Annotated in this window: 23 protein-coding genes; 9 read left to right on the top strand and 14 right to left on the bottom strand. The window is 39.6% G+C overall.

Annotated features, from left to right (window positions below):
• Positions 1-23 precede the first annotated feature (23 nt).
• The 7 genes from BS636_RS11195 to BS636_RS11165 all read right to left on the bottom strand — a co-directional run bounded on the left by BS636_RS11195 (position 24) and on the right by BS636_RS11165 (position 9882).
• A complete protein-coding gene (locus BS636_RS11195) occupies positions 24-1634 on the bottom strand; it encodes an HNH endonuclease (protein WP_099338836.1) in 1611 nt (536 codons plus the stop codon).
• A 219-nt stretch (positions 1635-1853) separates the two neighbouring features.
• A complete protein-coding gene (locus BS636_RS11190) occupies positions 1854-2879 on the bottom strand; it encodes an HNH endonuclease domain-containing protein (RefSeq protein ID WP_099338835.1) in 1026 nt (341 codons plus the stop codon).
• Between the two features lie 15 nt (positions 2880-2894).
• Positions 2895-3479, bottom strand: a complete 585-nt coding sequence (locus BS636_RS11185) for a class I SAM-dependent methyltransferase (protein WP_099338834.1) — start codon at positions 3477-3479, stop codon at positions 2895-2897.
• 1922 nt (positions 3480-5401) lie between these two features.
• Positions 5402-5998, bottom strand: a complete 597-nt coding sequence (locus BS636_RS11180) for a DUF6088 family protein (RefSeq protein WP_099338833.1) — start codon at positions 5996-5998, stop codon at positions 5402-5404.
• Positions 5999-6097: 99 nt separating this feature from the next.
• Positions 6098-7245, bottom strand: a protein-coding gene (locus BS636_RS11175; protein ID WP_099338832.1) for an IS3 family transposase whose coding sequence is annotated in 2 segments (ribosomal slippage) — positions 6098-6999 and positions 6999-7245 — 1149 coding nt in all. Because the reading frame shifts where the segments join, the coding sequence is not laid out codon by codon here.
• 62 nt (positions 7246-7307) lie between these two features.
• Positions 7308-8446 (bottom strand): IS3 family transposase gene (locus BS636_RS11170; protein ID WP_099337213.1). Its coding sequence is split into 2 segments (ribosomal slippage): positions 7308-8188 and positions 8188-8446, totalling 1140 coding nucleotides; the frame shifts between segments, so codons are not numbered across the junction.
• Between the two features lie 557 nt (positions 8447-9003).
• On the bottom strand, positions 9004-9882 hold the full coding sequence (locus BS636_RS11165) for a LysR family transcriptional regulator (protein ID WP_099338831.1): 879 nt from the start codon (positions 9880-9882) through the stop codon (positions 9004-9006).
• A 113-nt stretch (positions 9883-9995) separates the two neighbouring features.
• Here BS636_RS11165 and BS636_RS11160 point away from each other — a divergent pair, with 113 nt between their 5' ends.
• The 8 genes from BS636_RS11160 to BS636_RS11125 all read left to right on the top strand — a co-directional run bounded on the left by BS636_RS11160 (position 9996) and on the right by BS636_RS11125 (position 17271).
• Positions 9996-11105 (top strand): muconate/chloromuconate family cycloisomerase, encoded by a 1110-nt coding sequence (locus BS636_RS11160; protein ID WP_099338830.1) that lies wholly within the window; start codon positions 9996-9998, stop codon positions 11103-11105.
• A gap of 29 nt (positions 11106-11134) precedes the next feature.
• Positions 11135-11425, top strand: a complete 291-nt coding sequence (catC, locus tag BS636_RS11155) for a muconolactone Delta-isomerase (RefSeq protein WP_099338829.1) — start codon at positions 11135-11137, stop codon at positions 11423-11425.
• 126 nt (positions 11426-11551) lie between these two features.
• Positions 11552-12472, top strand: a complete 921-nt coding sequence (gene catA / locus BS636_RS11150; RefSeq protein WP_099338828.1) for a catechol 1,2-dioxygenase — start codon at positions 11552-11554, stop codon at positions 12470-12472.
• A gap of 150 nt (positions 12473-12622) precedes the next feature.
• Positions 12623-13291: a 3-oxoacid CoA-transferase subunit A gene (locus BS636_RS11145; RefSeq protein WP_099338827.1), complete on the top strand. Its 669-nt coding sequence runs from the start codon at positions 12623-12625 to the stop codon at positions 13289-13291.
• A 21-nt stretch (positions 13292-13312) separates the two neighbouring features.
• The gene (locus tag BS636_RS11140) at positions 13313-13966 is read left to right on the top strand and encodes a 3-oxoacid CoA-transferase subunit B (RefSeq protein ID WP_099338826.1); all 654 of its coding nucleotides are present in this window, start codon (positions 13313-13315) and stop codon (positions 13964-13966) included.
• A 130-nt stretch (positions 13967-14096) separates the two neighbouring features.
• Positions 14097-15302 (top strand): 3-oxoadipyl-CoA thiolase, encoded by a 1206-nt coding sequence (pcaF, locus tag BS636_RS11135; protein ID WP_099338825.1) that lies wholly within the window; start codon positions 14097-14099, stop codon positions 15300-15302.
• Positions 15303-15394: 92 nt separating this feature from the next.
• Positions 15395-16174, top strand: coding sequence for a 3-oxoadipate enol-lactonase (gene pcaD / locus BS636_RS11130; protein ID WP_099338824.1), 780 nt, complete (start codon positions 15395-15397; stop codon positions 16172-16174).
• 503 nt (positions 16175-16677) lie between these two features.
• A complete protein-coding gene (locus BS636_RS11125) occupies positions 16678-17271 on the top strand; it encodes an OmpW/AlkL family protein (RefSeq protein WP_171266015.1) in 594 nt (197 codons plus the stop codon).
• Between the two features lie 66 nt (positions 17272-17337).
• Here the strand turns inward: BS636_RS11125 and catA (BS636_RS11120) are convergent, their stop codons facing one another.
• From catA (BS636_RS11120) to BS636_RS11090, 7 genes are all read right to left on the bottom strand, one after another.
• Complete coding sequence (gene catA, locus BS636_RS11120) at positions 17338-18258, bottom strand: catechol 1,2-dioxygenase (protein ID WP_099338822.1); 921 nt, start codon at positions 18256-18258, stop codon at positions 17338-17340.
• A gap of 89 nt (positions 18259-18347) precedes the next feature.
• Positions 18348-19409 carry an NADH:ubiquinone reductase (Na(+)-transporting) subunit F gene (locus BS636_RS11115; RefSeq protein WP_099338821.1) on the bottom strand — a complete coding sequence of 354 codons (1062 nt, stop codon included), beginning with the start codon at positions 19407-19409 and terminating at the stop codon, positions 18348-18350.
• 11 nt (positions 19410-19420) lie between these two features.
• The gene (locus tag BS636_RS11110) at positions 19421-19783 is read right to left on the bottom strand and encodes a phenol hydroxylase subunit P4 (protein ID WP_099338820.1); all 363 of its coding nucleotides are present in this window, start codon (positions 19781-19783) and stop codon (positions 19421-19423) included.
• Between the two features lie 77 nt (positions 19784-19860).
• Positions 19861-21384: an aromatic/alkene/methane monooxygenase hydroxylase/oxygenase subunit alpha gene (locus BS636_RS11105; RefSeq protein ID WP_099338819.1), complete on the bottom strand. Its 1524-nt coding sequence runs from the start codon at positions 21382-21384 to the stop codon at positions 19861-19863.
• A gap of 65 nt (positions 21385-21449) precedes the next feature.
• On the bottom strand, positions 21450-21716 hold the full coding sequence (locus tag BS636_RS11100; RefSeq protein WP_099338818.1) for an MmoB/DmpM family protein: 267 nt from the start codon (positions 21714-21716) through the stop codon (positions 21450-21452).
• A gap of 11 nt (positions 21717-21727) precedes the next feature.
• Positions 21728-22732, bottom strand: coding sequence for an aromatic/alkene monooxygenase hydroxylase subunit beta (locus BS636_RS11095; RefSeq protein ID WP_099338817.1), 1005 nt, complete (start codon positions 22730-22732; stop codon positions 21728-21730).
• Between the two features lie 15 nt (positions 22733-22747).
• A complete protein-coding gene (locus tag BS636_RS11090) occupies positions 22748-23041 on the bottom strand; it encodes a phenol hydroxylase subunit (RefSeq protein ID WP_416202896.1) in 294 nt (97 codons plus the stop codon).
• Positions 23042-23393: 352 nt separating this feature from the next.
• On the opposite strand from BS636_RS11090, the gene mobR reads away from it, so the two are divergent.
• On the top strand, positions 23394-25061 hold the full coding sequence (gene mobR, locus BS636_RS11085; protein ID WP_099338816.1) for a phenol degradation transcriptional regulator MobR: 1668 nt from the start codon (positions 23394-23396) through the stop codon (positions 25059-25061).
• The last annotated feature ends 43 nt before the right edge of the window (positions 25062-25104 follow it).

The raw sequence follows: 25104 nt of genomic DNA, 5'->3' as shown, positions 1-25104 counted from the left end.
ATAAGGCTACAAAGGGCATCTAATCAGCTTGGTTGTTGCATTTGGATAATAATAATCCCATGAGGCATCACTTTAATACCATCATTACTTTCACCAGTTTTCAAAATCGTCTGCCAGTAATCAGTAGAACGTTTTCCACTAAAAATCGTAGATGACAGTTGTGTATTCACTAAAAATGGAAGCGCTGCAAAATTTCTTAGAAAATTGCGGATATTCACCCAAAGTTGATCAGGGAACTTTGTTTGAAACGGTTTATTGGAATAATAAGCACCACCTACCGTACTGTAATAATTATTTATTACATCTCTCACAAATGACAGCCAGTTATAAACAATCTCTTCTTTACTCAAACGAAAAGCTTTTAAGTGCTCGAGTGGAATGACCTGACCTTTTTGAATTTTACTTTCAATCTGACCTGTTCCAATATCAAAGTTATATTTATCGATATAAAACTCCTCAGCAATGATATTCATCAACTGAACCAATTGACTAATCTCAAGCTCTCGAGGATTTTCCCCTATATCAGTTTTATAATCTAAGCGCGTTTCTAATAGATCTGAATGAATAAAAAATGAATAGAATGTCCGTTCTACACTGCTATATGAAATTGGTTTTTCAGTTGCCTTACCTGCCATATCAATATAGTCACGCAACTTATTGTCTGGGCTAGTAATCACAGCATTACGAACGGCATCTAGAACATAGCGTTTGATCTCTCGAGACTGACCTTTAAAGTGAGCAGCTAAATCCTTTTCTGAAAAGGTGAAATCATTTACGTCTCGTGCCGTATCTATACGGTAACGCTGTAATTTATCTTGATATAACGTACTACCTAAATGTCGTTGAACTGATTTGTCAAAAGCTACCTGCTTTAAAGTTGTCCCAGCATTAAAGTTTGTCGTTATTAAAACATCAGCATCTACATCAACAAAAACCCGTACAGGTAATGAACGTACCCCTAACATGATTTGCGCCGCCGCCTTATGTTGACCATCAAAGATAAAGATACCTGATTTATTATTTTCACTCTTCATCCATGCTAAAGGAATATGTAGTTGTGGTCTCTTTTGATAAAACTCTTCAACCAATTTACCAATATTAGGACCAATTGATCTTGGATTAATTCGTTGATCATGATGTAAATATTCTATTGGCATTTTCGCGAAAAAATATTTGAATCCACTTAGGTCATCTTGATAGAGTGGCAATTGGTAAATTTTTTCATCACCTATACTAGATAAGCTGAACTGAACGTTGTCGCCTTCAATTTTAAAACTAAGTTCATGCTTCCCACCATTAGCTCTATCTAGAATATGCGCTAAATTCGGAACTTTATTATCCTGCTGTAAGTCTTCTTTTAATTGTTTAAAGCGTTGTAATATTCGAGCAACTTCAAGGTTGCTTGCCTGTTTTGACCGATTACAACTTGCATGTGTTACTGCAAAGTTACTAGGATCATCTTTACCATTATGAGCAGATGGGATCACATGATCGATATCGAGACTGTCAGAGTGAATAACTAAATCAATTGGCTTTTCACAAATAAAACACATTCCTTTTTGTGCTAAATGAAGATCATGAATTAATTTTTCTCTTTCATTGAAGTTCAATCTGTTTAGATATAACGAAGCCATTCCTAATTTACCCACCGCTCTTAATACGTATTTAAATTTTTTATCTGAAGTATCAAATAATATAATTTTCTTCTTCTTTTAAATATTGTTTTCAGCAGCCTATAGACCAAATAGAATAATTATTTTTTCATGCTTGCACATAAATTCCTTTGGCACTCTACAAGAATACTGTTTATACGTCCTATAACCACTGAAAGATATGCTATCAATAATAAATAATTAAAAAAGTTGCAGCCCCTGTCGCTGAGGCTCCCATTTCATTCCTCCCCCCATAGTTAAATTGGCACAGTTATAGGCATCCTGTAGAAAGCCTCGCCGTGCTTGCTCTGTAAATCCTGTTTGAGCAATTAAAGTTTCTCTCAAAGGATGGTGACTAGTTATAAGATACTCATTACGCTTATGTAATCTTTCCAACAAGTTTACTGATGGCAACCTATCAAACTTCCCTTGTTGCCCCCGGTTGCATGAAGGGCAAGCGAGTACTAAATTAGCCACGCCGTTAATAGGCTTTTGAATATCACACTCACGAAGTTTATGAGGAAAAAAGTGATCAACATCTGCTGATAGTTCTTGCATCTGTTCGATTATGATAGGCGAAAAGCAATAAAAGCATCTACTCTTTTGATATCCATTTAAAGCTGACTTCGCCGTTGTAACATTAACTCTTCGAATCTTATTATTAGCTATCAAAATTCCATGGTCATCATGCTCGATCTGAACCAAATGCTTTGGCAAATTCATGTCCCAGGCTGTTTCGACTAGACGCCATCTTGCTTCAGTTTCATCAACTAAATCTTTGGAATTTTGAGTTTGAAATAACTGAAATACTTCATCTGTCAGAATAATGCCACCATGGGTTTTACGGGCATCCATAAAGAATCTTTTCGGTAACTCTTGTCCATGCACATTATGAAAAGCATCGATGACATTGGCAAAGCCAAACTGCACAGTTTTTGCAATCAAGGTTTGCTGATCAATTTCACCTGCATTATAAGAACGACAAAAATCTAAAAATCGACTTGAACTTGAAGTCGCTTGTTTATCTACGAGTTTTAAATGTTCACAAATATGCTGGCTAAAGGGATCTGCCAATTGATCCAAAGTAATGACTGTATTGCCTTCAATTTTCAGATCATACAGTGATTTGGCTAAGGCAAATTTGTAGGAAGCAACATTACGTCCGAATAGAATAATGGCACGCCAATAATTTTCTAATGATGGTTCAATCTCATAGAACTCGGACATAAAAATGATTCCTTGTTATTTTATTTTCTTCCAAAGTATGTTCAACCAATTTTCATTGCGATCAGGACGTTTATCTACAGTGATCCACTGTTTTAATACCGTAACCCCTCCCAGCTGATCCAGCAATTCCTGAGCTTGTTGTTTATCTAGATCTGTAAATGTTCTACCGTCTTTTTCCCGATCATGTGTACCGTATTTAAAAGACATATAGCAAACAGCTCCACAGCGTAGCGCTTTATATATTCGCTTTAATACATCAGGGAGTCGACTTCGCTCACAGTGAAGTAATGATGCACATGCCCACACACCATCATATTGATTCGAAGCTGAAAGCACATAAAAACTTTCATGACGTACTTGGAGCCCCGTTAATGCCGTAGCTTGCTCAACCATTGCTTTAGAATAATCAATCGCTTCAACAGTATAGCCTTTTTTTTTAAATGCTAAGCTATCCCGACCAGATCCACACCCTAGGTCGAGAATTACAGCATTCATTGGAAGTTGCTCACAAAATAGTTGATATAGACTTTCCATATCTACGTGAAGCGTATTTTCAATAAATTGAGAAGCATAATTATTGTAATAGTCGATAGTGCTCATTTTTCCAAATCGTCCTGTGAGGTACTATCAATTCTACAAAATTTTTTAATCAGTGAAACATTTTTATCTATATTAAATTTCTTAAAAAATATTCTCATAAGTATTGATGATTCTTAAAATATTAATAAATAACTGTAGATCCATCGAAATTTAAATTAAATTATAAAAAACTACAATTACTAAAATTTTAATCGATTCTTTTTTCTATCTTTTGTATTTTTTAATCTCTAAAATCATAATACGAATAAAATATTAGAAAATCAGTTTAAATTTTAAGTTTATTAATTCAGGAATTAAATATTAAAAACCAAATTTTCATTAATATACAAGCAAAAAAGATAGACTTTAATCAATTAATGAACTAAACATTCAAAATGGTTTCGAATTAAATAAATACCTATAGATTAATAGCTATCACACCAACTATAGCGCAATCTTAATTTGTATTGGCAGATTATTTGATGAAATCTAAAGGAATCAACAAAGCAAGAAATCATTAACCCACCATTTCAAGAATTACCAGACTTTATTTATGAACAATTATTCATGATTTAAAAATATTAGTTTTATAGATAAAATATAATTAAGATTATTAAAAATAAATAAAATCAAAGTTCCACACCAAGTCACATGCTTTTTATTCTAATAAAAAAAATAGATTTAAAATGTATTGAATGATGGCTTGGTCAGAAAATTTTTCCTTTTTTATCAGGTAAAGTTAGTATACTGCTTCACTATGTTTTGTTTTTATTTTTTATAGGATCATTCACCTACCTATATCTTCACTCTTTATAATGATGCGACGTGGTGTCGCATCTTTACTTATTTACTTATGAAATTTTTAATTTAAAAAACATTTTCCATTGAATTTTATACAGTATTTTATTTATTTAAATTATTGTTCTAACTATAGATATACACATTAACCAAAAGAGGAAAAATAAAAAAAATACATTACCAAAACTCTCAAATTTTATTTATCTCATTAGTTAAAATTATAAATAATAAAATTTTTAATTATATTTTTATACTAATAAAAAACAATTTTTAACTATAAATTTTATTTATATAAAATTTTAAATAATATATTATCTAATAGCAAGACTAACCTTTACACTTTGATTCCAGATCACTCCAATTTCGTCACAACTCGTGTACTGATTAGGCAATTCACATATCTAAGCTGTAGTCGAAACATTATTGATTAAATAATAACCAAGACTACTGTTACTCACCGAAAAATTTTTCTACATTTTTTTTGTTACGTCATAAACAGGTTAAATTTTAATCGGTGTTACGTCATAAACTGTATAAAAAGTAATCTTTGTTACGTCATAAAATTGAGAAAAAAGTTTTGTTACGTCATAAACAGATCAAATATCGAGCAGTGTTACGTCATAAAATTTAGCAAAATTTATGAGATTATTATAAGCACCTATTATTATTCACCAAATAAGCATTATTTAAATTTAAACCAACGACTATATTTTAAATCACATAAAATCTTAAATTAACAACATAAATATAATTCATAAATTATATTTTTTATTAACAACCTTATTTTATATGTAATTTACCAACAACCACATAAAACCAAAATAATAAATAAAAATATTTAATGATTTAAACCTATACCTTTATTCTTTTACAATAAGTTAAATCACTTCATTTACATTTTAAAATTTTGAAAAAAATTTTCAGCACACTTTTGACACAGATTTACTAAGCTTTTATATCAGTTAATAAACATAAAAGTTATACTTTTTTCCACCCTTAACTTCACTTTGTTTCAGATATTACACAGTTTAGCTTTAGATTCGTTCACTACAGTATAAAAATTAAAAAATCTACTTACCCTGTAAGATTTAATTATTATCTTTCTATAAAAGGTATCAAAGATAAATAAATATAACCTTAGTATATTAACTATTTTCATAATTTTCCAACTTTTCATTTATCCATTTTTCTAAATTTAATTTTCTTAAATGTTCAAAATCTTTCTCCCCAATACTAATCTTAATTTTTGAAATGATTTCATCATTAACAATATCTTCTCCCAGATAATATAAACAGGAGATAGCTTTACCTAAAGGCTGCATAGAATACTGTAAAATTTTCTTATTACTTGTATGTATAAATTTCACTACTCCTCCACATATTATTATTTGTCTTGAATATCCACTTGTTAGAAATACATAAGTTAATGGCATTTGTGTACTTATTCGAAATTTATTTGCAATATCGGCACCATGATATTGTATTATTTCTCCATTTTTTTCTACTATCTTCCTTACCACATCCATAATATTAGGAGGTATTGGTTTATTTAAAAAATCAGAAATATATACCTTATAGTAAATACCCTTAAATGCTAAATTAATAATATTATCTTTCTTCAGTTTTCTTAAGATTTTATATAAATTACTTTTAGAACAAGAATAATTAAGATCATTAATAGTAAAAACTTGACTTTCTTCCATATTTTTAATTTGTAAAAAAATTTCTTCCATATTTACCATTTTTTAATTCATAATTTTAAATATTACAATTCTCTTAATTATAATTTAATTTACAATTAAATTATATCCTTTACTAGCATCTGAATAGCCACCAAAATTCTAGACACACATAACCATCTTTTGATGGGCCTTTTCATAATCTAATGGAGAACGCTGACCATTGGAACCATGTCTGCGTTTTGAGTTATAGAACATCTCTATATATTCAAAGATATCCGACCTTGCTTCAGTTCTTGTCACATAGGTTTTCTTCTTGATCCTCTCTCGCTTTAACAGCTGAAAGAAGCTCTCAGCAACAGCATTATCATGGCAGTTTCCACGCCGGCTCATACTGCTTTCAAGGTTGTGATGCTTGAGAAATGTCTGCCATTCATGACTGGTGTATTGGCTACCTTGATCAGAATGAATCAGGACTTTGTTCTTTGGGCTTCTTCGCCACAAAGCCATCAGTAGAGCATCTAAAACCAGATCTGTTGTGATTCTCGACTTCATAGACCAGCCAACGACTAGCCGTGAGAATAGGTCGATTACTACTGCAAGATACAGCCATCCTTCATGAGTGCGAATATAAGTGATGTCAGTCACCCACAACTGGTTGGGCTGGGTGGGGTTAAACTGTCTGTCTAAAGTATTTCGAGCCACAATCGATGGAGTACTAACATTAGCTCTAGGTTTGCGATAGCCACGCTGTGACTTGAGACCATTCGCCTTCATGAGTCGATGTACTCGATTGATACCGCAACTTTCGCCAACGTCTTTCAAATCACAATGAATCTTGCGATAACCGTAGACTCCGCCAGATTCCAACCAGAACTGTTTAATTAATCCTGAAAGCTGTTGCCGCTTCCTCGCAGTTATACTGGTAGGTTTCTTTAACCAGGCGTAATAACCACTGTGATGAACATCTAACGTTGAACATAAACGACGAACAGACCATATATGTTGGTTGTCCCGAATAAAGGCGTACCTCATTTGGACTGGCTTGCGAAGTACACCGCGGCCTTTTTTAATATGTCCCTTTCTTCAGTGACCCTTTGCAGCTCTTTTTTTAATTTCGCTAATTCTGTAGTTGGATCACTAGATTCTGTTGTCTTGGGCTGCTGTGGATCATAACGTTTGATCCAAGCATACAGACTATGTGTAGTGGTTCCTAAACGTGTAGCAACTTCAGCCACACTATGACCTTTCTCAGTGACTTGTTTTACTGCTTCAATTTTGAATTCTTCAGGGTATCGTTTACTGCTCATAAGCACCTCGTTAATTAGCCATTTTATTGGACTGCTCCCAGTATCCTAGACACGAGACGGCCTCATTTTGAAGCTGCCTCAAAGGCTTCCGGACTCATCCCATCGAGATGCGAATGACGCCTGATTCGATTGTAAAACATCTCGATGTAATCAAATACATCTGCACGAGCCATTTCTCGTGTTTTATAGATCCTCTTTTTAATTCTTTCCTTCTTCAAGCTGCTAAAAAAGGATTCAGCAACAGCATTGTCCCAACAGTTTCCACGACGACTCATACTCGGAACTAAATTATGCTTCTGACAGAATTTCTGCCAGTCTCCGCTACTGTATTGTGAGCCTTGGTCTGAGTGTATGATCACAGGTTCATTGGGTCTGCGTCGCCATACCGCCATTAAAAGTGCATCCAAAACGATATCCTTGGCAAGCGTAGGTTTCATTGACCAACCGATGACTTTTCTCGAATATAAATCGAGAACCACAGCCAGATATAACCAGCCTTGCCAGGTGCGGATGTAGGTAATATCAGTCACCCAAGAGGTATCCGGTGTGTTTACAACAAATTCTCGATTTAAATGGTTAGGTGGCACAATCTGAGGACGACCACGACCATAGCTTTTATGCTTCTTATATCCTCGAACAGCGGCAATACCATTGTGCTTCATGATCTTCAGCACACGATTAGGTCCACAGCTTTCACCTAGCTCTTTAAGATCCAGCGTAATGCGACGATAACCGTAGATGCCATAACTGGCATCATAAGAAGAACGGATGAGCTGTAATAACCGCTTATCTTCAATAGTCCTGCCTGATTCGGGTTCATGCAACCAAGCATAGTAGCCAGCACGAGCAATCTTAAGAACCCGACACATCGTTTTAATCTTAAATTGATGGCTGTATTCCAGGATAAACTGATACTTTACTCGGGCAGGCTTGCAAAGTACCTTGCGGCCTTTTTTAGAATATCCCGTTCCTCTTCAGTTTGTTTGAGCTGACTTTTAAGGCGAAGGATTTCTTTCTTTGCTTCGAGTAGTTCATGTTCATCAGGGTTGTTGCGTAAAGGCTGTACGGCCTTTAGCCATTTATAAATGCTGTGCTGTGATACACCTAAACGTTCTGCCACATCGGTGACAGAATATCCACGTTCAGTAATCAATTTAACAGCTTCATCTTTAAATTCTGGGGTGTATCGTTGTCCACTCATAATGTTCTCTCCTATGCAAAAAGAATAGACGAAATTTGTCTAGGAGAGTGGTGGCAGTCCATATCTAACTAAAAGGTGTCTACAAAATCGGTGGCTATTCAATCTAAAATTTAGTAATTAAATACAGCAAGTCCTCTCAAAACAGCTTTTCTACAAGAAAAATATTACATTTTTAAGCATGAAATCCTTGGATAACTTAGGAAATCGTGCCAAAAAATGTAATACGCTGCGAGCTCAATTTCTTAAACTCTTTAGATCCATGCTTCAAACCTACATTTTTTTAGCATGAATTCTGGGGGATCGCTTAAGGGAGGCGTTTCATAAAAGTGTAATTTTTGAATATCCACTAAATTTAATAAATAAAATCAACATTATAGGAATTTTATCATCATTGCTTAAATATAAAGTGGAAGATTAAATACTCTTCCTTCCTAGTTTCATAACAAAGCTTAAGATTTTATAAAATTTAGATTATCAATTGACTAGTTACCATTATGAAATATCAACAGCTCCTTCATAGAGTTTATTAAATAGTAGAAATACAATTTCAAATATTTCTAAAAATCACTCATGTATTCTAAAATCTGCTGAATATATTCATTATTATCTATACTTCGATAAGCCAATGTGATTGGGCTATATGCTTCCTCATCTAGGATGGGAAGAAACTTTAAGTTTTTTATACCAATCGCGCTTGCACTTTTTGGAATAATACATACTCCCTCTCCTGATGAAACCAATCCGAGTGCCATATGAATTTCCCTTACTTCAGTCAAATTTTGTGGTATTAGATCTAATTCGGAGAAAATATTTTGAATAAAAGTTGAAAAATTTGGTTTAGGCGTATTGGGGTACATATATATGATTTCATTTAATATTTGTGATAAATAAATGCCTTCATTATGATAATGGCCTAGTGCATGATCATTATGTACTGCAAGTAAAAGCTTTTCATGTTCTAGAATTTTTCTTTTTATTGAAGGATCACTAATTCCTAGTCTTCCAAATCCCATATCAATTTTTCCAAGTTTTAAAGCTTCAACTTGATCTCTTGTTCCACACTCAACCAACTCAACTTTAATACCATCAATGTGGCTTCTTAGATAATCAATTAATTCTGGTAATTTCCAGTAAAATAAAGAGCTTACATATCCTATTCGTACTGTTTTATCGGTTACTTTATATCTATTTACCATTGATTTAGCATGTGCAGACAAGGTTAATATTTGAACAGCATACTGATAAAAATATTGTCCTACTTCTGTTGTTTTTACTGGACGTATTCCTCGTTCAAATAACGTTACCCCTAGTTCAGCCTCTAAATTTTTAATTTGACGAGTTAAAGGAGGTTGTGCCATACACAATTTCGAGGCAGCTTTAGTTATACTTTTTTCTTCTACTACTGCTACAAAATATTTTAAAGTTTTCAGTTCCATTGAATCGCCCCATTAAATACCTTTTAAGTATATTAAAATACTATTTATAGCCTATTTTCGCAAAATAAATTCAAATATGGTATGTAATATCGAATAATGGATTATATAGCGATATGTTCAGATCAATAGAAACGTTGCTTATCGATATCCCAACCATCCGCCCTCATAAAATGGCAGTAGCGACAATGCAGACCCAGACATTGGTGCTGATCAAAATTGAAACTCAGGACGGGTTGATTGGCTGGGGTGAAGCAACCACAATCGGTGGCCTGGGCTATGGTGAAGAAAGCCCAGAAAGTATCAAAACCAATATTGATACTTATTTTAGCCCACTACTGAAGTCGCTGAATAAACAGAATATTGCACAAACCATGCAAGTTCTAAAAAAGAACATCAATGGTAACCGTTTTGCAAAATGTGCTATTCAAACAGCCCTGCTAGATATTCAGGCACAGCGTCTAGGTTTGCCTTTATCTGAACTGCTCGGTGGCCGTTTGCGTGATAGTGTTCCAGTGCTTTGGGTACTGGCCTCTGGGGATACAGAAAAAGATATCGCAGAAGCACAGAAAATGCTGGCAGCGAAACGCCATAACTTCTTCAAGCTAAAAATTGGTTCCCGTGCGGTTGAAGCCGATGTTGAACATGTACTGGCGATTAAAAAAGCCCTTGGCGATAAAGTATCTATCCGTGTTGATGTGAACCGTGCCTGGTCAGAACTGGATGCTATTAAAGGCATTACCCTGCTACAAGACGGTGGTGTCGATCTGATTGAACAGCCATGTGCGATTGACAATATTGATGCCATGGAGCGTCTGACTCGTCGCTTTGATATTGCCATCATGGCCGATGAATCACTAATGGGGCCAAGTAGTGCTTATAAGCTGGCGCGTACCAATGCAGCATCGGTATTTGCAGTGAAAGTGGCGCAATCTGGTGGTTTGCTTGAAGGCCGTGATGTAGCCACTGTGGCTAACCTTGCAGGAATCGACCTGTATGGTGGCACCATGCTAGAAGGTTCTGTAGGAACGATTGCTTCTGCTCACCTGTTCTCGACCTTTGAAAATCTGGCATTTGGTACCGAACTTTTTGGCCCATTACTGCTCACTGAAGAAATTCTGAAAACACCATTGCAATACCATGACTTTGCATTACACCTGCCTCAAGGCACAGGGCTCGGCATTGAAATGGATGAAGACAAAATCGATAACCTTCGCCGCATATAAGCGACACATAACGGATTAAGGAGTGGAACATGCTGTTTCATGTACGAATGGATGTAAATATTCCTCGTGACTTGCCTGAAGCGCAAGTCAACGAAATTAAAGCTGTTGAAAAAGCATATTCACAAGAGTTGCAACGCCAAGGCAAATGGCGTCATATCTGGCGAGTTACAGGGCAGTACTCGAATATCAGTATTTTTGATGTCGAAAGTAATGAAGAGCTACATAACCTTTTACAAGGTTTGCCACTTTATCCGTTTATGAAGATTGAAGTCATGGCATTAAATCGTCATCCATCTTCAATTCGAGATGATGATACTTAATTTATTTCAAAATTTTGAGATCATTTTATAAACACGAAAAACAGTTAGCAATAAGGACCAGGACAAGATTTTTTTCAAAAGTAAAAATTGTCCTAATTAACAAAAAATACTTAAGGAGTAAGTAGCATGAACCATCAAGAAATCGATGCTTTAGTTAAAAAAATGAACGTAGACACTGCAACTGGACCTGTAGATGCGCGTGTACAGCAAGTTGTTGTTCGTTTGGTTTCAGATCTATTTAAAGCAATTGAAGATCTAGACTTATCCCAATCAGAAGTTTGGAAAGGTCTTGAATATTTTACAGATGCAGGCCAAGCCAATGAACTTGGACTTCTTGCTGCTGGTTTAGGCTTAGAACATTTCTTAGACCTTCGTGCGGATGAAGCGGATGCTAAAGCAGGTATTACTGGCGGTACACCACGTACCATCGAAGGCCCTCTTTACGTTGCTGGGGCACCTGAGTCTGTAGGCTTCGCACGTATGGATGATGGATCAGAATCAGATACAGTCGATACCTTACTTATTGAAGGTACCGTAACGGATGCTGAAGGCAATATTATTGAAGGTGCTAAAGTTGAAGTATGGCATGCCAACAGCTTAGGGAATTATTCCTTCTTTGATAAGTCTCAATCAGACTTTAACCTCCGTCGCACAATTTTTACTGATCAAGATGGTAAATATGTCGCTCAAACGACTATGCCAGTCGGTTATGGTTGCCCTCCAGAAGGGACCACCCAGTTTGTGTTAAATAAACTTGGCCGACACGGTAACCGTCCTTCTCATGTTCATTATTTCGTATCTGCACCAGGTTACCGAAAATTGACAACTCAATTTAATATTGAAGGTGATGAATATCTTTGGGACGATTTTGCATTCGCTACACGTGATGGTCTGGTGGCAACTGCTGTTGACGTGACCGATGAAGCTGAAATTGCTCGTCGCGGTGTAGACAAACCATTCAAACACATTCAGTTCAATGTTGAACTTGTAAAAGAAACAGAGACTGCACCTACGACTGAAATTGAGCGTCGCCGCGTAAGCGCTTAATCATTCTTCAAGAATGGGTAGTCTCCACTATCCATTCTTTCCCCCTACTCTAATTCAATTAAATCATTACTAATCACTATTAATAAGATAATGATTAATAATGATTAATAATGATTTAAATATAAATTTATATTTGTTTGAGTAATTTTTATGATTGATAAATCAGCATCATTACGAGCAGCTCTTTCCCAAATTAAAGATGGTTCAACCATCATGATTGGCGGTTTTGGTACAGCAGGTCAGCCGGCTGAACTGATTGATGGCTTAATTGAGCTGGGTATTAAAGATCTCGTCATTGTCAATAATAACGCCGGTAACGGGGACTATGGTCTGGCAAAGCTTCTTAAAGCTGGCGCAGTACGTAAGATTATCTGTTCTTTCCCACGTCAGTCTGATTCCTGGGTATTTGACGAACTGTATCGTGCGGGCAAGATCGAGTTGGAACTGGTTCCGCAAGGTAATCTGGCTTGTCGTATTCAGGCAGCGGGTATGGGCCTAGGCCCAATCTACACACCAACTGGTTTTGGTACTTTGCTGGCTGAAGGCAAACAGACTATGAACTACGAAGGTAAAGATTACGTTTTAGAAAATCCAATCAAGGCAGATTTTGCACTGATCAAGGCTTCTAAAGGTGACCGTTGGGGCAATCTGGTGTATCGAAAATCTGCCCGTAACTTCGGTCCAATTATGGCGATGGCGGCAGATGTGACCATTGCTCAAGTATCCGAAGTGGTTGAACTCGGTGCACTCGATCCTGAACACATCATTACCCCGGGTATTTTTGTTCAACACGTTGTACAAGTACAGCCTGCACAGTAATCACGGATTAGGAGATAAAAGATGAGCTATAACAAACTGACCCGTGACCAGATTGCTGAACGTGTTGCCCAGGACATTCCGGATGGTGCCTATGTCAACCTCGGCATCGGCCTGCCGACCAAGATTGCCAGTTATCTGCCAGCAGACAAGGATGTTTTCCTGCATTCTGAAAATGGCTTGCTGGCTTTCGGTCCCCCTCCAGCCAAAGGTGAAGAAGACCCTGAACTGATCAATGCCGGGAAAGAATACGTGACCATGTTGACCGGTGGTGCTTTCTTCCACCATGGAGACTCTTTCGCGATGATGCGTGGTGGTCACCTGGACATTGCGGTACTCGGAGCTTTCCAGGTCGCGGCCAATGGTGATCTGGCCAACTGGCATACCGGTGCACCGGATGCAATTCCTGCCGTCGGCGGAGCCATGGATCTGGCCGTCGGTGCCAAGAAAGTCTTTATCACAACAGATCATGTCACCAAAAAAGGCGAACCTAAGATTGTGGCTGAACTGACTTATCCGGCCACTGGCCTGAAATGTGTGGACCGCATCTATACCGACCTATGTGTGATTGATGTCACTGCTGAAGGCATGAAAGTCATTGAAAAAGTTGAAGGCCTGTCATTTGAAGAATTGCAGTCTATGACCGGTGCACCACTAATTGATGCGACACAGGGTTAATAATCCCTCCTAACCTCCCTGAGCGAGTTTTAAAGCACCGCTTTTAAAACTCAGCGCAAGAAAGAGAGGAAAAGTCCCCCTTTTATAAAGGGGGATTTAGAGGGATTTAAAGGAACAAGGAATTTAATAAATGAAAAACGCATATATCATCGATGCCATTCGTACCCCATTTGGCCGCTATGCGGGCGGTCTGGCACCTGTCCGTGCCGATGACCTGGGTGCGATTCCAATTAAAGCCTTGATGGAACGCAACCCAAGTATCAACTGGGAAAAAGTTGATGACATTATCTACGGCTGTGCCAACCAGGCCGGTGAAGATAACCGCAACGTGGGCCGTATGTCAGCATTGCTTGCTGGTGTACCTTATCAAGTGCCAGCAACCACGATTAACCGTCTCTGCGGATCCTCCCTGGATGCATTAGCCATTGCTGCTCGTGCGATTAAAGCTGGTGAGGCGAATCTGATTGTGGCTGGCGGTGTGGAATCCATGTCACGTGCCCCTTTTGTCATGGGTAAAGCCGAAACGGCTTATGGTCGTACACAAAAGATTGAAGACACCACCATGGGTTGGCGCTTTATCAATCCAAAACTGAAAGAACTGTATGGCGTGGAAACCATGCCAGAAACTGCGGAAAATGTGGCAGCACAGTTCAATATCAACCGTGAAGATCAGGACAAGTTTGCCCTGACCAGCCAGCAACGTACTGCAGCGGCACAAGCCAAAGGTTTCTTTCAAAATGAAATCATTCCGGTAGTTATTCCACAGCGTAAAGGCGAACCTGTGGTTGTTGATACCGATGAACATCCTCGTGCTTCTACAACACTAGAAGGTTTAACCAAGTTAAAACCAGTCGTCAAAGCAGATGGTACGGTGACGGCAGGCAATGCATCCGGCATCAATGATGGTGCTGCTGCACTCCTGATTGCATCCGATGAAGCAGTTGCAGAATATGGCCTGAAAGCGCGTGCCAAAGTGATTGGCTCTACAGTTGTCGGTGTTGAGCCACGCATTATGGGCTTTGGTCCGGCACCGGCGATCAAAAAGTTGCTGGCTCAGACTGGGCTAACGCTGGATCAGATGGATGTGATTGAGCTGAATGAAGCCTTTGCGGCACAGGCACTGGCCGTGACCCGTGACCTTGGACTTCCTGATGATGCCGCACATGTCAACCCGAATGGTGGTGCCATTGCGATAGGCCACCCACTCGGTGCTTCCGGGGGGCGTCTGGTGACCACTGCCTTGAACCAGCTGGAACAGACCGGTGGTAAATATGCTCTCTGCTCTATGTGTATCGGTGTGGGTCAAGGGATCGCGCTGATTATTGAACATGTGTAATGCACAATTAAAAATATGAACCCCTCCCTGAATGTAGATTCAAAGTACGGCTTTGAATCAAATGCAAGAAAGGGAGGCCGGGAGGAATTTTAATGCCAACATTTACATCGAATGATGCCCAGATTAATTACCAGACCTTTGGTGACGCTAGTAAGCCTGCTCTGATTTTCTCCAACTCACTGGGTACCAAATACAGCATGTGGCAGCCACAGATTGAACATTTCCAGCAGGATTATTATGTAATCTGCTATGACACCCGTGGTCATGGTGCATCATCTGCGCCGCAAGGCCCATATAGCCTGGAGCAGCTGGGTCAGGATGTCGTGAATCTACTGGATCATTTGAACATTGCAAAAGCTACATTCTGTGGTATTTCTATGGGTGGCTTAACCGGTCAATGGTTAGCGATTCATAAGCCAGAACGTTTTAGCCACGTGATTGTCTGCAATACTGCAGCCAAAATTGGCCAGGAACAGGCATGGCAAGATCGTGCTGCGCTTGTCCGTGAGCAAGGCCTTGCACCAATTGCCGCAACTGCGGCATCACGCTGGTTTACCAATCCCTTTATCCAGAGCAACCCGGCAGTCGTAGCAGAGCTTTCAAACGACCTCGGAGCTGGCAGCCCAGAAGGCTATGCAAGCTGCTGTGAAGCTCTGGCTAAAGCGGATGTCCGTGATCAATTAAACAGTATCACCGTGCCTGTGCTGATTATTGCGGGTCAGCAGGATTCGGTGACCACCGTTGCAGATGGCCAGTTTATGCAGCAACGTATTGCGAACAGCCAGCTATATGGAATAGATGCTTCGCATATTTCCAATGTTGAACAGCCAGAAGCCTTTAATCAGGCAGTAAAAGAATTTATTTCAGTCTGATTAGTTTTAGAAAATCAAAAAGCCACGGAATATCGTGGCTTTTTTTATTATTATAGATACAGGTATTTAATCAGGCCCAGATCATCAGAATCTTAACGTAAATGCACCACACTTTCGAGAGGTTTGGAATAGTATAATGCTGTAATATAAGGCTCTGCCGGTGGAAAACGGAACAAGAAAAATGCCAGCATATCTACAGTGGTGCTAATTGTTTGAAAGATACTACGCCATGCCTACAAATGCAGCCCTTAAAGTAAAAAATATCCCGCTGAGAAAATGTCCGATAAAACACAAAAACTTCTTTAAAATTTTTAATCATTTCTAGAAAAAAAATTATTTTAATCTTCATATTTAATTAAATAATGAAATTTCTAAAAGTCATTTAAATATAAGTTTTTGTTTTTAAAAACTTTATATAAGTGGTATGGGCCTTGCAATATTCCCTATGTTCTAAAGAGTTGGAACATTGAATATTTAAAGGAATAAACCCGATGAAAAAAACAATGCTGTGTCTTAGTCTTTGCTTAACGGTCAGTGCGGCAGCACATGCCGCCCCTCTGCTTGAAAATGATAAATATCTGCGCTTCGGCATCACTAAAATTGAAGCTGATGATCATCCTGGTCAGTTATTCAATAGTGTAGAAACGTCCATCAGTGAAAGTTACCGACCGACTTTAGCTATGGGTATATTTTTGAATGAACATATTAGTGTAGATTTATTGGCTGGTGTCCCGCCGCAGCATAATTTTTATGGTGACGGTGTAAAGTTGGGTAGTACCAAATATTTACCACCGACGTTAAGTCTACAATACCATTTCAATAAGAATGGATCATTCAATCCTTATCTTGGCGTTGGCTATAACTACGTATATTTTTATGATACTGAAACAGTAGATGGTTCGGATGTCGATCTATCCAATTCCCATGGTGTAGCATTAAATGCCGGTTTTGAGTATTTCGTGAATAAAAAGTTCAGTCTTGGTTTTGACTACCGTTATGTAAAAGTCGACAGCGATGTCAAAATTGACGGCGCATATGCAGGCAATTTAAAAATTGATCCTAGCCTATACAGCCTAACGCTGGGTTACCATTTTTAAATACAGTCTTAAAATATAGTCCAAATAAAAAAACAGCCTATTGGCTGTTTTTTTATTTACTTCAGTTCAAGCACTGGCACGGCGGCGTTCTACTTCCGCAGATGGTATTTGCGCAGCCTCTTTAACTAACTTGATATCAAACTGAATATGTTTAAATGGTTTGTCTAAGCCACGGCGCTGAATTTCAGCAGGCTCTTTCACCTCTACTGCTGTAGCAACTAATCCATCACGTGTCGCAAAGGCAAAATCATCCCACAGGTACTGATCGCCTTCAATATTGAATTGGGTAGTTAATTTACGGAAACTAGGTGCAGAAATAAAATAATGCACATGTGACGGTCGGTTTCCATGACGTCCCAACTTATTCAATAAAGCTTGTGTAGTACCATCTGGCGGACAGCCATAACCTACTGGCATTGTAGTTAATGCGGTATAACGGCCATTTTCATCAGTATAAATGGTACGTCGCAAATTAAAATCTGACTGGGATTTATCAAAAAAGGAGTAATTCCCCAAGCTGTTAGCATGCCAGATTTCAACTTTTGCATTCGGCAGAATTTGGCCTTCAGTATCTGTTACGACACCTTCGATAATTAATGTATCAACATGATCTGACTCAGTGCCATCATCCATGCGTGCAAAACCCACACTTTCAGGTGCTCCGGCAACATAAAGTGGACCTTCAATTGTCCGCGGTGTGCCGCCAGTGACACCTGCTTTTGCATCCGCTTCATCTGCACGCAAATCCAGGAAATGCTCCAGCCCGATACCGGCAGCCAATAGACCTAACTCATTGGCCTGTCCGGCATCAGTCAGATATTCCAGACCTTTCCATACTTCAGAAGGCTGCAAGTCTAAGTCTTCAATAGCCTTAAATAAATCTGAAACTAAACGTACTACCACCTGCTGAACACGCTGATCTACAGGACCATTGGCAGTATCTACATTAATTCTTTTAACTAAATTTTCGATGTCTTGATGGTTCATACTCTTTTCCTTGAGTGAGTGTGAGCTAAGGCAGTGAGACAGAATGATGTATCAGCTGCTCTAGCAAAAAATTAGAATAATTGAATAGATTAAATATGCTTAAACAATGCTGATCTGGATTGATCAGCTGCACCATCAGCTGCACTTAAAAAACGTTCTGTATGGATATCGCGCTCAAATAATCGACTTTGCATTAAGGTTGAAATCGCAGCATCAATCATCAGGGGTGGGCCGCATAAATAAGCCTTATGTCCTGCACATTTATTTTCAAAATAATCAGCCACTGCCTCATGCACGAAACCAGTAAAGCCCTGCCAGTCATCTTCTGCCTTCGGAGCATTTAAAGCTGGAATATAGCGGAAGTTTGGATATTGCTTCACCCAAGTTTCAAACAGCTCACGGTTATACAGCTCGGCTACATCACGTGCGCCTTGAAATAAGTAGATGGTGCGAGTATCTCCCTGCTCCAATAAATCCTGAATCATGGATTGAGGACTGGATAGACCTGATCCGCCTGCAATAAAAATAGCATCCTGTGTATCTGATTTACGCACAAAGAATTGTCCATAAGGTCCAGAGACTGCGAGCTTATCCCCCTGCTGTAATGACTCATGTACATAAGTGGTTGCTGCACCGCCCGGAACCTGGCGTATATGCAGCTCAACAATGCCTTCTTCACTCGGTGGATTGGCAATGGAAAAAGCTCGGGTACCTTCAATGCCCGGAAATTGGACATTGATGTACTGCCCGGCCTGAAACTGCATTGGGCGGTCAATGGACAGGCGTATACCTTTAATGGTTGGAGAAAGATCTTTTATTTCTAAGACTTCAGCATCGTAGTCTTGAACCAGATAGCCAAGGAAGTCTTCGTTTTCATCCACATCGGCTTCAATGACCATATCAGACTCAGGCTTGCAGCAGCAGGCTAAGACTTTATTTTCCTCACGCTCAATATCCATTAGAGCAAAAGGTGAAGCCTCACCCACATCATAAAAACCATCTGTCACTTGGACTTTACAAGTACCACAAGTGCCATGACCACAAGCAAAAGGCAGCCATACGCCTTGACGCAATGCCGCATCTAGAATAGTTTGATCTTCTTCTACTTCAATGGTCATTCCCACCGGTTCAATTGTTACTTGATAACTCATGAGCACTCTCCTTAGACATGACTATGTTGGTAGCCGTCTAGACCTGGCGTAGCAAAGCGCAACAGAGACTTATGACCTATATTTTGGCTTTCTAACGTTTGATCCAAAACAGGCGTAAAGGCCTGACCATCCAGTAAATACTGCACCTTGGACCAGTCAATATTTACGAAGTCTGGATGCTGATGGAATCCACCTTGAAGTTGTTGGTCGATCAGATCTTGAAAGCTCTGCTTCGGCGATACCACTAGGGCATGCGCTGCACAGAACAAGGTATGCTGATCCCAGCCCACATAAATCAGCATATTGTCGCCATAGTGGAATTGCAGATCGCGTGGTTCAAATTGGTATTGGTCGTTAATCGCTTTAACAGGCATAACAGTAAACTCCTAAATTCCTTGAGTAAGAAGGATTGCCCCAAATCTCTACAGACAATCCTGATCTATGGCGTTGCTTAAGCCACGCCTTTCCATTTTTTCCAGCGTTCCTGATCTGGCGAGCCTTCAATGTCCAGATTGTCAGCGCCGACATTAAAGCGGTAGTACTCCCGTAGCATGACTTCAAGATCAGGTCCGCCACAGTTGCCTTGCAAAATTTGGTTAACTGGCAGCCAAGCCTGAATATATTTCTCTGGTTCACGTTCGAAGATGTCATGACAGCCATCGGAACAGGTGTGGTAGCGCTCACCTTTATACACACTACTGCGATAACTGAACGCAGTTGGGTCACCATCCATTTCGGTAAATGTCATTGGAATCTGACAGATCTGGCACAATTGCGGCAGCCCGGCGCTGTAAAAACGTTTACCTTCGGCTTCCATCTTGCGCGCTAATTCCCAGCGTGGACGGTAATACTTATCGAATGTGTCCGGATATTTTTCAGATAACCAATCCATTTCTTCATCGGTTGGAATCCAGGTATGGAAACCTGCCGCATGTCCAAAGTTATAGAAAATCCACCAGGCCTGATGTGAAACGTGCTCTTTCTCTTTTTCAATCACTTCCGAATATTTCGGCATGCGAATGCCGTAACGGCTCAAATCTTTGAACAGTGCGCCCCCGGCTTCTTCAAAATAGGTTTCCCAGGCCTCTTTCCACGACATAACTTTGTTTGGCAACATGTAGTCCATCATCATGCCGACAATCGACAGCAGGCGTGTACCCCGCCAGAACCATTTATCAATCCATTCCTGCACAATCGGCACATTATCTTCATGCTGTTCCAGCAGGAATTTCACAATTTCCAGACCTAATGTCATATGGCGAGCTTCATCAGACTGTGCGCTGAAGCCAAAAGTCACCGTTGCCATATCGCCATTATGAGCAGCACCGGACATGAATGGCACAAACAAAAGATTCGTCAACACATATTCAAAGGCAAAGCTGATTGAAAGTAAAAATTCAAACGGACCTGCAGAACGTGCATCTTCGAAGAAGGATTTAGGTACAGACAGGTACCAAACACGGTCATGCATATGTGACCAGTCCTGAAAACCATCAAAGAATTTATTGTAATGGCTCATGGCATGGATCTGGGTCTGCACATGACGCAATTCATCAATCGACTGCATCTGTGATGCAATACGTGCACCTACCCCACTGAACTGGCGTCCGACATGTGCATAGCCTTGGAAAGCCTGATATTCCAAAGGTGTTACAGCAGTTAAAAATAGTTTAATGGCATTTAAATAGCGCTCATTGGTCACATTCAGCTGGCCATTGTTCTGTGCAAAAGCATCAAAAATGGCATATAGCTTTTTCTCTTTTTCCGCCTGATATTTCCAGTAAGCATCCATGGTTAAGCGGAATGGATCTTCCCACTTGGACCAGTCTGTAATTTTAATACCCTCAAATTCTTCATAAGGAAAAGCTTCTTTACGGTCTGCGTAAGAAAACTCCCAGTCCAGATCACGGGTCAGTGCACGGTAACGGTCTTTGGCATTCAGCTTTTTGCCAATCGCATTGATTTTAGAGTTCATTCTTGTCGTCCTTAATGTCTTTTTCAGATGCACGGCCTCTATGCGGTGCAATTCTTATTTAGGGCTCAGTTCCAATGCAGGCGGAAGGTATCATCATCCTCTTCAACATTGCCGCCCAGCGTAATCATATTGAGTTGAAGGGATTGAATATCCCAATCCTGTCCCAGCTTCTCTGAAACCGTTTCTGCACGGACAATCAAATCTGTTTCGCTTTCCACTCGGATCATGGCCGGTAGATATTGAATGTTGGCTTCAGGATTGTCTGCTTCAATCGCCTCGATGATGTAGCGTGAAGTATCATTGTCCTGTAATGCGAGATAAACTTTAGACATGCTGCTTCTCCTTAAGCCTGTTCAATTTGTTCGAGTTCAATGCCCAATTTTTTACTGCGTTCCAGCAGTTTTTGTTCTGCTACTTCTATGGCATCTAATGGTAAAACCTGTGCTGCCCACGGCGTAAATGCTGCTTTTACTACCGGCAGATATTCTGCTAGCCACTGGCTGAGTAATTGCTTGTTTTGGACAGATTCTGTTGCAGCAGTTTTAAAAACACTGTCCGACCATTTGCGTAAATCTACTAGTGCTTCCTGCATAAATTCGGTCAGCATCGCCAAATCACGCGCCTGATGCTCTCCCAGCCATTGATCAAACTGGGTATAAACCAGCTCTGACATAAAGCTGTCAATTACTAGGTTCTGCAATAAAAACAGTTTGAAATAATCCTGTTCTGTCAGGCTTTGCTCACATAACTTACGTAGTCCTTGCCAAGCTTCATCCTGCATCCAGGCGTGCTTGGCTGGAATTAAGGACTCCCCTGTGCCACCATCCAGCGCAAGTCCAATCCGTGAGATGTACTGTGCCATGCCTAATCGGTCCATAGCGGCATAAATACAGGCTTGTGTCAGTACTGTGCCGTAACCATAAGCACTGCCAGACATCATATGCAGATTGGCAGTCTGTTCGATATGACGGAACGGAATAAACAAGGCAATAACTTTGGCTTTGACTTCTTCAGAAATATGTTCTGCCAACCGACGCTTTTCAAAAAAGCTAAAATTCGCTTCAGCGGTATCTTGTAAACGTGCACGGTGCTGCACATAAGTTCCGTAGTAAAACTGGCGTGGATCTTTAAATGCATACCAATCTTGCATTACCAGCGCAGTATGGGTTTTATCATTTAAAGTTTTTTCCGGCTTCCATAAAGGTCGGTAATGAAAATTGGTTTCCGCCTGAATATCAAAACTCACTTCCTGATAGCGAGTTGCCGGCTTATTGCCAAAACGGCGTTCGATATAAGCATAACTCTGGCGTATCGGTTCAATGCTGGAAGTTTTAATTTCTAATGACATGGCTATCTCCTTAAGCTATTTCAATGGATCTTCATGATCCGGGATATATCGCTGCGCACCGACTAAAGTTGCTTCAGTCCCGTAGCGCCATTTTTCTTCTTCCGCATCATTTCTGGCTTTTTGCGCTTCATTCATTTCAACGACATGGTTCACCTCGCAGAATTTTTGAAACGCATCGCGCGGCAGTACCAGCTCAACAAATAAAGTCGGATCGTGAATGGCAAAATCGAACTCTACAAATTTTGCGTTCCGGTCACCGGTTACCCGAATATATTTGGTCAGCTGTGGCATCGCTGCTTGATTTGTCATGGCTGAGAATCCTTCTTCATGGACAAATTTCCTTGCTATAAGATATATATCAATTAGCATGCCAACATTTTATGTGATTGTTTTTTATTAAAATATTTAAAATTTAAGTTAAATTTATCTATAAAATTTCATCAATCCATGAATTTTTTTTTGATAGATTCATCAAATGGTGAATTGTAGAAAAGATCGGATGCAATAAGAGTTTGAGATAAGCCTTTGAATTCCCAAATGCCTATTTTTTCAGTATGGTGATTGGCGTTTTTTGCAGTACATTCTTATGCCATAACCCTGTAGATTAAAAGGGTTACTCAAGGGATTTTGAGAACAATAAGAAGGCAAAGGACATAGCACAATGCAGAATTATTTAAAGCCGAAGCATGAAATTCAGGACCTCATCAACTGTATCAAATTTGATGCAGATCATGGCCAGATCTGGTTCGAGGAAAATCGTATGCTATTGTTGCATACCGACATTTTTGGCTTTTTACGCAAAGATCTGCACGACATGCTGGGCTATGAACCCGCTAAACGCTTCTTTATTCGATGTGGCTATCAAGCTGGTATGCGAGACGCAGAAGCCACCGCCCAACTTAGACCAGACTTAAATGAAACTGAAGCTTTTATGGCCGGACCGCAAATGCATGGGATCCGCGGTATGGTTCAGGTAGAAGTCAATGCTTTAGAATTAAGTCATAAGCACCATGAGTTTTATGCCGATTTTAATTGGCTGCACTCCTTCGAAGGTGAGGTGCATCTTAATGAATTTGGCAAATCGGATGAACCCGCTTGCTGGCTGCAGCTAGGTTATGCATGCGGCTACAGCAGCTATGTGATGGGCCAAACTATTATTTACCAAGAAACCCAGTGCATTGCACAAGGGCACGACCATTGCCGTATTATCGGCAAACCGCTGAGTGAATGGGAGAATGCCGATGAACTAATTCAGTTCATGTCTCCTGACCCTATTTCAGATGAAATTATTGCGCTAAGAGCCGAGCTGAACCAGCTAAAACAAGACATTTATACTCGAGCTGAAGCTGACTACAGCATGTTTAATGCAGTAGGCGAATCGGCTGCTTACCGCTATGTCTGTGATCTGCTGAAAAAAGCTGCCGGCAGCAAAGTCGCAGTTTTACTTTCTGGAGAAACCGGTGTTGGCAAGGAAGCTTTTGCCCGCGGCATTCATTATGCAAGCCCACGAAGAGACAAACCATTTATTGCGGTCAATTGTGCCTGCATCCCACATGACTTAATTGAAGCCGAGTTATTTGGCGTAGAAAAAGGAGCATTCACAGGTGCTGTTAGTCAGCGTATCGGCAAATTTGAACGAGCGCATCAGGGTACCATTTTCCTGGATGAATTGGCCGAATTATCTCCACGCGCACAAGCTGCCCTTCTTCGTATGTTGCAGGAAGGCGAATTTGAACGTGTAGGTGATTATCAGACTCGGAAAGTAGATGTTCGAGTAGTGGCAGCTACCAATGAAAATCTTGAGCAAGCAGTTAAAGAAGGACGTTTCCGCTCAGATTTATATTTCCGCTTAAATATTTTTCCAGTCAAAATTCCACCTTTACGTGAACGTAAGGAAGATATTCCATTGTTGGTCAAACATTTTTTAAAACGCTTTGAAAATATGTATGACAAGAAATTCAATGGACTCAGCAACAAAGCTACGCATTATTTTATGAATTATTCCTGGCCCGGCAACATTCGCGAACTGGAGAATGTCCTAGAACGAGCCTCCCTACTTGCTGATGACCAACAGGAAATTAAGCTGCGCCATTTATTTCCAGAATTTAACTCTTCTGATTCTATGCATACTCTAGAACACACCTCTTCTATGCAAGAACAGCAGAAAATATCTGAACTATTCAAAGCGGATTTTTCATTAGAAAAATATGAACAGCAGATCATTCTACATGCGCTACATCAAAGCCAGCATAATGTGTCTGAAGCGGCACGTATATTGGGAATCAGCCGTGCGACCTTGGACTACCGTCTGAAGAAATATAGAGCCTAATTAAATTACGGCTCTTACTTTAAAAAGTATCCTCATACTTTTT

The organism is Acinetobacter sp. LoGeW2-3, assembly GCF_002688565.1.
Classification (GTDB): domain Bacteria; phylum Pseudomonadota; class Gammaproteobacteria; order Pseudomonadales; family Moraxellaceae; genus Acinetobacter.
Note: the sequence above shows the minus strand (reverse complement) of the source record. Positions and strands in the feature narration are given on the sequence as shown.

Coding starts and splice junctions, on each gene's coding strand:
- BS636_RS11195 (WP_099338836.1), bottom strand. CDS start 1,634: ATGGCTTCGTTATATCTAAACAGATTGAACTTCAATGAAAGAGAAAAA.
- BS636_RS11190 (WP_099338835.1), bottom strand. CDS start 2,879: ATGTCCGAGTTCTATGAGATTGAACCATCATTAGAAAATTATTGGCGT.
- BS636_RS11185 (WP_099338834.1), bottom strand. CDS start 3,479: ATGAGCACTATCGACTATTACAATAATTATGCTTCTCAATTTATTGAA.
- BS636_RS11180 (WP_099338833.1), bottom strand. CDS start 5,998: ATGGTAAATATGGAAGAAATTTTTTTACAAATTAAAAATATGGAAGAA.
- BS636_RS11165 (WP_099338831.1), bottom strand. CDS start 9,882: ATGGAACTGAAAACTTTAAAATATTTTGTAGCAGTAGTAGAAGAAAAA.
- BS636_RS11160 (WP_099338830.1), top strand. CDS start 9,996: ATGTTCAGATCAATAGAAACGTTGCTTATCGATATCCCAACCATCCGC.
- catC (WP_099338829.1), top strand. CDS start 11,135: ATGCTGTTTCATGTACGAATGGATGTAAATATTCCTCGTGACTTGCCT.
- catA (WP_099338828.1), top strand. CDS start 11,552: ATGAACCATCAAGAAATCGATGCTTTAGTTAAAAAAATGAACGTAGAC.
- BS636_RS11145 (WP_099338827.1), top strand. CDS start 12,623: ATGATTGATAAATCAGCATCATTACGAGCAGCTCTTTCCCAAATTAAA.
- BS636_RS11140 (WP_099338826.1), top strand. CDS start 13,313: ATGAGCTATAACAAACTGACCCGTGACCAGATTGCTGAACGTGTTGCC.
- pcaF (WP_099338825.1), top strand. CDS start 14,097: ATGAAAAACGCATATATCATCGATGCCATTCGTACCCCATTTGGCCGC.
- pcaD (WP_099338824.1), top strand. CDS start 15,395: ATGCCAACATTTACATCGAATGATGCCCAGATTAATTACCAGACCTTT.
- BS636_RS11125 (WP_171266015.1), top strand. CDS start 16,678: ATGCTGTGTCTTAGTCTTTGCTTAACGGTCAGTGCGGCAGCACATGCC.
- catA (WP_099338822.1), bottom strand. CDS start 18,258: ATGAACCATCAAGACATCGAAAATTTAGTTAAAAGAATTAATGTAGAT.
- BS636_RS11115 (WP_099338821.1), bottom strand. CDS start 19,409: ATGAGTTATCAAGTAACAATTGAACCGGTGGGAATGACCATTGAAGTA.
- BS636_RS11110 (WP_099338820.1), bottom strand. CDS start 19,783: ATGCCTGTTAAAGCGATTAACGACCAATACCAATTTGAACCACGCGAT.
- BS636_RS11105 (WP_099338819.1), bottom strand. CDS start 21,384: ATGAACTCTAAAATCAATGCGATTGGCAAAAAGCTGAATGCCAAAGAC.
- BS636_RS11100 (WP_099338818.1), bottom strand. CDS start 21,716: ATGTCTAAAGTTTATCTCGCATTACAGGACAATGATACTTCACGCTAC.
- BS636_RS11095 (WP_099338817.1), bottom strand. CDS start 22,732: ATGTCATTAGAAATTAAAACTTCCAGCATTGAACCGATACGCCAGAGT.
- BS636_RS11090 (WP_416202896.1), bottom strand. CDS start 23,041: ATGACAAATCAAGCAGCGATGCCACAGCTGACCAAATATATTCGGGTA.
- mobR (WP_099338816.1), top strand. CDS start 23,394: ATGCAGAATTATTTAAAGCCGAAGCATGAAATTCAGGACCTCATCAAC.